The organism is Novipirellula herctigrandis, assembly GCA_007859835.1.
Taxonomy (GTDB): Bacteria; Planctomycetota; Planctomycetia; order Pirellulales; family Pirellulaceae; genus Novipirellula_A; species Novipirellula_A herctigrandis.
In genome coordinates, this window is record SJPJ01000001.1 from 5,925,776 (window position 1) to 5,935,515 (window position 9,740).

The 9,740-nt window shown below is 54.0% G+C and carries 4 protein-coding genes; all 4 read left to right on the top strand.

The window, feature by feature from the left end; all coding sequences use genetic code 11:
• Window positions 1-88: 88 nt before the first annotated feature.
• Entirely contained in the window at window positions 89-2,743 is a 2,655-nt protein-coding gene (locus CA13_RS21705) for a dockerin type I domain-containing protein (RefSeq protein ID WP_419194666.1), read from the top strand.
• A gap of 199 nt (window positions 2,744-2,942) precedes the next feature.
• On the top strand, window positions 2,943-7,619 hold the full coding sequence (locus CA13_RS21710) for a Calx-beta domain-containing protein (RefSeq protein ID WP_146400200.1): 4,677 nt from the start codon (window positions 2,943-2,945) through the stop codon (window positions 7,617-7,619).
• A 111-nt stretch (window positions 7,620-7,730) separates the two neighbouring features.
• A complete protein-coding gene (locus CA13_RS21715; protein WP_146400202.1) occupies window positions 7,731-8,129 on the top strand; it encodes a hypothetical protein in 399 nt (132 codons plus the stop codon).
• Between the two features lie 788 nt (window positions 8,130-8,917).
• Window positions 8,918-9,740: DUF1559 family PulG-like putative transporter (locus CA13_RS21720; RefSeq protein WP_419194667.1), on the top strand; the 823-nt coding region annotated here is incomplete at its 3' end.

The following is a 9,740-nucleotide window of genomic DNA, read 5'->3' on the forward strand; positions in this document are numbered from 1 at the left end:
ATCGTCCTTGATCATGTTTCGACCAAATCAACTGCGCCGAGCCTCTCGCGTCGCGAAAAGAGCCTCACGTGCTGCGAAAAGCCGAACGATGCGTGTGGAGAAGCTCGAACGCCGAAACCTGCTTGCCGCTGCACCGCTGGGGGCGACGGAAATGGACACGGGTGAATTCCTGCTTGGAACCGTTGCGGTCACGCCCGTTTTCTTTGAGAGCGACGGCAGCGTTGATGCGCAGTCTCAAAACTGGGGGGCTGTTGAAATCGACCAAATGCTCTCCAAGGTCAGCGAAGGGGTCAATTGGTGGTCCGATACGCTCGATACTCTGGGAACCGTTCACACACTGGATTTTGTGGTGGACGATACCTATGCGGTGGACCCTGTGGAGACGCCCTATGAATTGATCGACCGCAATAGCGAAGGATTCGAATTGGCGGTGGATCGATGGATGGATTCGCTCGGGTATATGGAAGGCACCAGCTCAGTTCAAACGGCGGTTCAAAGGTTCAACCACGACCAACGAACCAAGCTAGGGACTGATTGGGCGTTCACGATCTTTGTGGTCGATTCATCCGATGATCCCGACGGGTTCTTTGCTTCGGGAGGCTATTTCTCGGGGGCGTTTGCGTTCGCGGGCGGCCTATTCATGGTGATGCCATCGACTCGTCCTGCATCGACGATTACTCACGAGATGGGCCATATCTTTTGGACTCGCGACGAATATCCCGGTGGTGGATCGTGGACCGATCGCCGCGGCTACTATAACGCTCAAAATCTCAATGCGGCGGACAACCCGAGCGGCATTCAAGAAATCAGTATCATGCGCAGTGGCGTCCCTTTGGCGGAAGCTTATGCGCAACATGTCAGCCCCGATTCGACCCTGGCGATGATCGGATGGCGAGACAGTGATGGTGACGGCGTTTTTGATTTGGCCGACGTGCCGCTCCGTTTTGATGCGATGGGCTATTTTGATGGCATCGATTCGGTCTACCACTTCATCGGCTCCGCTTCGGCGGTTCCGTCGGCAAATCAAAACTCGATGGGGCCGCAAAGCGATATTACGATTAATCGCATTAGCGAGCTGCAATATCGACTTGACGATGGTGATTGGATCACTGCCGCTTCGCCCGATTCGCAAACCGCCGATTTTGACCTGCAAATCTCGATCACCAGCCCGTTTGACGAAATCGAGTGGCGCGTGATCGATACGAAGCTTGGCGTCACAAGCGAGTTGGTTATCGGAACCAAGCAAACGCATGCGTATTCAACTAGCCGTGTGACGGGGTTTGCTTTCGATGACAAGAACAGCGATGGTGTACGGAATATCGACGAAAAACCGCTGGCGGGAGTCACGGTCACAATCGAGCGAGTCGATGGGAACCCGATAGATCAGCAAGACCTAGTTGCCAACGAATTGCCTGGTGGAGAACTCGATCCCGCGAATTCTCCCGGCATGACGCTTACCGCTAGCGGTGCTGGACGCGCCCCGACGCTTGGCGTGTTTGATTCGGCGCTGGTTGGTGGAGATCAACTGTTCCATTCTTATAGTTCTCAGCGGCTGGAATGGTCCGAACATTGGACGGAGAATACGGTTTTTGAAGCGAACTTTGATGAACCGGTGGGCGTGGTCGAATTGTCCGTCGTCGCCGGCTCGGCGCCGAGTTACGGGCGGATCGAAGCCTATAACGATCTCGGTGAACGGATCGGCCGCGTCACCACGGATGCCATCGTCGTTGGCGAAACCGTTTCCCTTCGAATCACGGACTCGAGTTCCGAAATTGCATCGATCCGGGCGTTTGGTCATGCCGGGACCTCGATCGGAATCGCAGCGTTGCAATTCGGGGTATCCGATACCATTTTGACGGACAGTTCAGGAAGCTTCCGATTTGATCAATTGGCTGATGGCGAGTATCAGGTCACTGTGGCGAGCGGGGATCCCGAACTTCAGTTCGCTCAATCGAGTTGGACCGTCCAAATAGCGGAGGGGCCAGCCGCATCGATTGCCGTTGCTGCACAAAGTCCCACCAATTCGTGGCATAACCTCGTTATGCCCGGCGACGTCAATCACGACGGGCAAATTACTGCTGCCGATGCATTGGTCGTCATCAACCATCTTACTGAATCAGGCTCGATCACCTTGACTGGAACCGCGGCACTGGGCGAACGGGTCGATGTGAACAACGATGGAATCCTATCTGCCTCGGATGCCCTGGTCGTCATCAACATGCTGACCGATATGGCAAGTAGTGACAGTGGTGGCGAGGGTGACAGTGGTGGCGAGGGTGACAGTGGTGGCGAGGGTGAGTCGGTGGGAAGCGATTTGCCGCTACAACCCGATCTGCCGCAATCATCAGCTCACGATCAAGTCTTTGCCGATTTGGCCACTTCCGATCAAGTGCCCGAATCCATGACAAGTTTGGTGGGTTCCGACCTGCTCCCCACGGGTGAACGTCCGCTAAGCACTTTGGGCTCGTCCGACACTCCGCTTCGACGGGAAAGCATCCCTCGGCGAGTCGCCAGACTGGTGCCCAGACTGGTGCCACGCCAATGTTCCCGAGAAATCTCAGGAAACTTGGTTCAAAAAATGGTTGTGAATGAGATCGCGCGAAGCACAATAGAGCGGGATTCGACCCATTGGAGTGAGTTGGCGGGTGATGACGAACAGTTGTTTTCGGCGGTTGCAGATTCAATTTTGCCGAAAATGCCGGAACTAATCGGCATAATCGATCGTCCTAGACACGATCCGTAAACGACCTCCATTGCCACTACCTCAAATCGTTGACAATGCAGGCGAAATAGGTAATATGGGCGCAATTCGCCCTTAGTGCGGGCTTATCGTCTTAGGTCGATCCTAACGAACACAATCATCCGAAACCAATTGAATAGTCAGCGTGTTTTGGGTGTGAGACTTCCCCAAATCTCTACTTCATCTTCCCCGAGAGAATCAGATGAGACATCTGCGTCATTTGCTTGGTCGCCCTGTATCGCCGAAATCCGATAACCGTCGAACCGATAAGTTATCCCACGGCGGTAAAAAGCGACGGCTAATCAGCGAGATGCTCGAGCGTCGCGAATTGCTTGCTGGCGATGTGATGGCGAACAGCTATCACAACGATTCGCTGGCCTATGACGTCGACGCCAACCAGCAAATCACGGCCCTCGACGCTTTGATGGTGATCAACCATTTGAGTCAACGCGACAGTGGCCAAGGGGAACTTGGGGAAGTTACTGGTTTTGTCGACGTAAACAACGATGGTGACGTCACCGCTTCGGACGCGTTGATGGTAATCAACGAGCTCAACCGGATTGGCGAGGGAGCGGATGAGGCAGTTATCGAATTGCAGTTAAGCCCTCGGACGCCCGTCGGGAATGTCAGTCAAGACTTGCCTGGCGCCACCGGGGTGTACGATGTTTCAGTAGGTCAGGTTTTCGAACTCGAGGTGTCTTACCTCGATTTGCGTGGTGACGGACTCAACGAAGACGATGTTCCCGATCGCCGCGGTGTATTCCAATTAGTGACCGACATCTTTGCCAGCGGAGTCGCCAACGCGAACAGCACCGTCGTCCCGATCGTCCATGAAGCACAGCAATTGCTGGTGGACGGTGAAGTGCGAGACGGCGACCCGGCCGGTGATGTTTCGTTCGACATCACATTAAGAGATGCCGAGGGTAACACGCTGAACCAGAAGGACGAATTTGGCGACGACATTTTGGATGGTAGCCTCAATCCGATTCCAATCAGCGTCAATGTGACTGCGGACGATTTTATTGCGGACCCCGTTACTGCCGTGCGAACGGCACTGCTCGCTCTAGATTCGGGTGATGGCACGATGGTGTTCAGCGGGGATGACTTCGTCATCGAAGAATTGGACGCTGGGAAGACCGCCGGGGGTGTTACGACAGATTACCTGCTACAAGTTCGTTTCCGTGGCGATGGTTTGATTGGCCAAGACGCGCCAAATATCATCATGAGCCCAATGGTCTCGATCGCGGGGCGGCTATTCCCACTGAATACATTCAATGCCGTGACACGTGAATACAGTGTCACCAATGGCTTGCCTGACCCACCAGACGACATTCAGTACGCGTTGGACTTTTCAAGTGCTTCGCTGAACGGTCGCGAATTCTTCAGCAACACCGGTGCAGTTGGAGAGTATGATCCAACCGGGCTCGCATTGTTCAATGACCTTCGTGGTTTGGGCTCCACCCAGATCGTCCCGAGTTCACCGGGTGCGAATAACGACACATTGGCCAATCCCTTCGATTCCTACAGCGTTCCTGTCTTCATTCAAACGCCTGTAACGGGATTAGAGCTCCGAGTGGACATGAGCGAAGTTGCCGAAGCAATTCTCGTTTATGGCACATTGGACCCAGCATCGGCGACTGGCGAAATTGCTGCGACGGTGAATTTCGGTACGGATACCGATGCAATCACAGCAACTGCTGCGACAACCGACGTCGCGTTTGATGGCGTGCAAATTACGTTCACTGGCTCCGCGACAGGCCCTGCGACTCCATTAGCCGTCTATACGTCGGCGACCAAGACGATCGAAGTCTCCTTCGACTCGGACACGGCGACTTACACTCAGATCGCAGCGGCCATCGACGCGCTGCCCGATTTCGATTCGTCGGTATCCACAGGTGACGGTACTGCTTTGTTCGTCGCACCGACGACGACTCCAGTGCTCGACAACGAACCGAAGTCGATTGTGACGCGAGACCGTCTGCAAATTGACGAAGACGCATCCTTCACGATTAATGCGACTCAGTTTAACGTTGCTCAGCCTGGATCGTTCGCAATCACCGCCAGCGTCGGAACGGTCAACGAAGGTGATCCTGCTGCGTTCGTTATCACTCGCACCGATGGCAGTGAGGGTTCGGTCACGGTCAACTACAACACCGTTGATGGTACTGCGGTAGCCCCTGGTGACTACACCGCTGTCACCGCCGGATCCGTAACGTTTGCCGCAGGTGAAACAACCAAGACGATCACAATAACCACGATTGATGATGCGGTCGAAGAAACGGCCGAAAACTTCTCGGTCACGTTAAGCAGCGTCAGTGCCGGGGAAATCGGAATGGCGACGGCTCAAGTCACCATCCCTGCAAACGATACCGTGACGCCTCAGCCAGGAGCATTCTCAATCACTGCGGATAGCGCATCGGTTGATGAAGGCAGCACAGCGGCCTTTACGATCACCCGTGCAAACGGAACCGATGGCGAAGTCACCGTTACTTTTAGCACCGTTGATGGAACCGCGGTTGCACCTGGTGATTACACCGCGATTAACACGGGTACGGTTGTGTTTGCCGATGGTGAAACCACCAAGACCGTCAACGTGACGACGATCAATGATACGGTCGAAGAAGGGGCCGAAACCTTTTCGGTTACGATTAGTGACGTGACATCGGGAACGATAGCGACTACAACGGCTCAAGTGACGATTCCAGCGAACGATGTCGTCGTGGTTCAACCAGGCACGTTCTCGATCGCGGCGGACAATGCATCGGTCGACGAAGGAAGCCCAGCCAGCTTTACGATCACTCGTGCCGGTGGCAGCGATGGCATCGTTACCGTTAGCTATAACACGGTCGACGGAACGGCAGTTGCCCCGGGCGACTACACGGCTGTTCCTGCGGGTTCGGTGACGTTTGCCGCAGGTGAAACGACCAAGACGATTTCCGTGACCACGATCAATGACACGATCGAAGAGGTTGCCGAGAATTTCTCGGTCACTTTGAGCGACGTCACGGCGGGTACGATCGGAACGGCGACCGCCCAAGTCACCATGCCAGCCAACGATACCGTAGTGGCACAGCCAGGGACCTTCTCGATTGCGGCTGACAATGCAAGCGTCAACGAAGGCAGTCCCGCGACCTTTACGATCACGCGTGCCAATGGCAGCGACGGATCGGTGACGGTCAGCTACGACACTGTTGATGGAACCGCGGTCGCCCCTGGTGACTACACCGCCGTTGCTGCTGGCTCGGTTGTATTTGCTGCCGGTGAAACGACCAAAACGATCAGCGTCACAACGATCGACGACACGGCCGAAGAGGTTGCCGAGAATTTCTCGGTCACTTTGAGCAACGTCACGGCGGGCACGATCGGAACCGCAACGGCACAGGTCACGATTCCAGCCAACGATACTGTAGTGGTTCAGCCTGGGACCTTCTCGATTGCCGCAGACAATGCGACTGTCAGCGAAGGTAGCGATGCGACCTTTACCATCACTCGCTCCGGTGGCAGCGACGGATCGGTGACGGTCAGCTACAACACCGTCAATGGAACCGCGGTTGCCCCTGGTGACTACACCGCCGTGGCTGCGGGTTCGGTGGTCTTTGCTGCTGGTGAAACGACCAAGACGATCAGTGTGACAACGATCGATGACACGGCCGAAGAGGCAGCCGAGAATTTCTCGGTCACTTTGAGTGAGGTCAGTGCCGGTACGATCGGAACCGATACGGCCCAAGTCACGATTCCAGCCAACGACATTCCGGTTGCACAACCAGGAACGTTCTCAGTATCTGCAAACAACGCAACCGTCAACGAAGGCGGGACTGCGACCTTCACCATCACTCGAACCGGCGGCAGCGATGGAGAAGTCACGGTCAGCTTCAATACCGTCAACGGGACCGCTTTTGCTCCTGGCGACTATACCGCGATCCCTGCTGGATCGATCGTGTTTAACGACGGAGAACTAACGAAGACCTTCACGGTTACAACGATCGATGACGTCATCGAAGAAGCAGCCGAAAACTTCTCGGTTCAATTGACAGACGTCAGTGGTGGTGCGATCGGAACCGCTTCGGCTCAAGTCACGATCCCCGCGAATGATACGCCAACCGGCCCTGGTGCAACGGTCTCCGGTGCAATTTTTATTGACAAAGTTGAAAACATCCAAGAAGTCGCTGCTTCACTTGGCGCTGTTGCTCCGATTCGCGATGGCATCAAAGATTCCAGTGAAGCTGGCTTGACGGGTGTGAGCGTGGAGCTGCGTCTCCCAACCGGCGAATTGGTGAAGGAAGTCAGAACGGACAATGATGGGGCCTATGAATTCAATGAAGTTCAACCTGGCTCTTATGTGCTCCACTTCGGCGTCTCGGAAGACAACGTGTTCCTTTCGGGCAGCAACGAAGTGCCGATCAATGTCGGTGCTTCCGATGCATCGGTGCCCGGTAGCTTGGCGGTACTTGGGACCTCCGGTGCTCTTGGCAGTGTTGACATCCTTGGTTCGACATATCTCCGAAACAATGAAGCTCTTTTGGAATCGTCCAATGGTGGGCGACGCGGGGGCAGTGTTTCGCTTGACAGTGAGGGCCATCAAATTTTCATGATGGCTGCCGAAGGTTTTGATAGTGTTGAGTACATCGAAGTGATGTTGAATGACACACGTGACAAGGCAATCATGATGATCGTCGATGACGGTGAAGTGCTCAGTACTGTTTTGACCGATGAAGAATTTGTTGTCAGTCGAGATGGATCCGCGTTGCAGTTCTTTGGTGGGTACACTGGAAACGACGACTTTGGTTTCACCAACATCGGTGATCAAGGTGATGCCCTTGGATTCACCAACGCGGAAATCGAAGAAATGTTTGCACGATCCAACCATTTCACCAACTAGCGAATCCTAGTAAGGGAAGTCCAAGGGGCTTCCTTTGAATGGAAATTCAACGTATCGCCCTGATTGGCTCGTCCAATCAGGGTTTTTGTTTGGCTGGCAAAAGGAGTTTCCGTGCATACGATTCACCTTCGGTTTCCGTGGTCAAAGCGGGCGAAAAATCAAACGGAATCGGTCAAGGTCGATGTCCCTGAAGTGGAAGTCTCCAAAACGGCGATGCTCGAAACGGAAGCAACCAATCCATCTCTTTGCGGTGTGATCTACACCCGATCCTTTAATCGTCCCACTGGACTTAAGCCGGGCGTTAGCGTGTTGCTTTCGATCCATTCCTGGCAGGGAAAGCTCTCGCAGCTTCAGCTCAACGGTGCGTTCTTGTCCGTCGGTGAGCAGCCGTTTGCGGTGGATGTAACCGAGCAACTTGAGCAACACAACCAAATCGAACTTCATCTCGATCCCATTGGCGTCATCGCACCGAATCTTTGCGGGGAAGTTTGTTTGCAGATCGAAGCTTAACAAGACATCGTCGCTTTGGATTCGGAGTGGTTCAAAGAGGGGGGCAAGTTACCGAAGCACTCAGGGATTTTCATCATTGACGTGGGGGCGTCGTAAGCCAGGATCGGCCTTGACGCCGCAATGCCAGGACAGGTCCTGTCCTACATTGAATTAGAAATACACGAGCTCGGATTATTTGTGACTCCGATGTGTCCCACTCAATGTCCTGTCATTCGGCCAGTGCGTCTTTTTACCGCATTGGATTGAACGGCCGTGTCGAAGGCCTTGTTGGATGATCCGATTGGACAATTTTGGGACAAGCGAAACTCCCCTGGTTCGAAGTTCAGTTTTGTGGAGTTTTGCCAATGGAGTGTTGCTTATTGGGGGCGCGAGTTGTGCATTATTGCCTCAGGATATGCGTAAAACGCCGTGATATTGGACAGTTGCTGAGGAGCAGTCCTCCGAGGATGAACTGCCTAATGGCGTGGAAGTGCTCATTGGGTCGTCGAAAAGTGGCGCAGAATGCCGCCTTGATATCATCCTATGTTTGGTGGATCCAACCGCGTTGGCAAGCCGGTTTTGTCGCTGAGTTAGACCGGGTTGTGATTTTCTTTGCCGTGATCTTATTTGATATATTGTCATTTGGGGATTTGGTCTATACTTGGCTTATAAGCGGGTCGCAGCGTAGGTATTCAAGCCGTAAAGCTGTGGTCACGCGAACTATGGTTTTGTGGTCAATTCTGATCCGCCATTTTCAAACGGAATTTCCGTTGAAATTCACTTTTTCCTCTTTTTAGCGTGGTGCAATTATGTATCGAAAACGGACAGGTTTTACGCTTGTTGAACTGTTAGTGGTGATAGCGATTATCGGCGTCCTCGTCGGTCTCTTGCTTCCCGCAGTTCAAGCGGCCCGCGAAGCAGCTCGTCGTATGAGTTGCAGTAACAATTTCAAGCAAATTGGGTTGGCCGTTCACAATTACCATTCGGCTTATGACAGCCTTCCTGGTCAGATGGCTGGGACTCGGGGCGGCAACTATGGCGACAGCCTAGCAAGCAACGGACTTCGGTTGGGTTGGTTGGTTGGGATCTTGCCGTTCATCGAGCAGCAAGCCGTTTGGGAGCAAATCAGTAATCCACTCGGAATCAACACCGACCTCACACCAAGAACGCCTCCATGGCCAGCAATGGGTCCTCGACCTTGGCGGTCCGATTACCTGCCCTGGATCACCGAGATTTCGTCCTTGCGTTGTCCAAGCGATCCTGGCAAAGGACTTCCTGCTTTGGGCCGGACCAACTACGCTGCCTGCCTCCGCGACGCGGTTGAGTACACGGACGTCGGCAAGTACCGATGGGGGACTCCTAACGAAATTCATTCCGATAACGCCAATCAGATCCGTGTCGCAGGCCGAGGGATGTTTGTTCCGCGTGAATACATGGCTTTCCGAGATGTGCTTGATGGTTTGTCCAATACGATCATGGCCGGTGAAATTGCAACCGACCTTGGCGACCGTGACGTGCGAACCGCACCAATCGACGGACCTAATTCTTCAGATCTTCGCGACAACCCATCATGGGCCGAAGACAATGACAAGATCGACCCACTTCGTCCGCAGTTTTGGCGTGCAGGCGAAA

Excerpts from the sequence above, each read along its gene's own strand:
- CA13_RS21705 (WP_419194666.1), top strand. The coding sequence starts at position 89 with ATGCGTGTGGAGAAGCTCGAACGCCGAAACCTGCTTGCCGCTGCACCG.
- CA13_RS21710 (WP_146400200.1), top strand. The coding sequence starts at position 2,943 with ATGAGACATCTGCGTCATTTGCTTGGTCGCCCTGTATCGCCGAAATCC.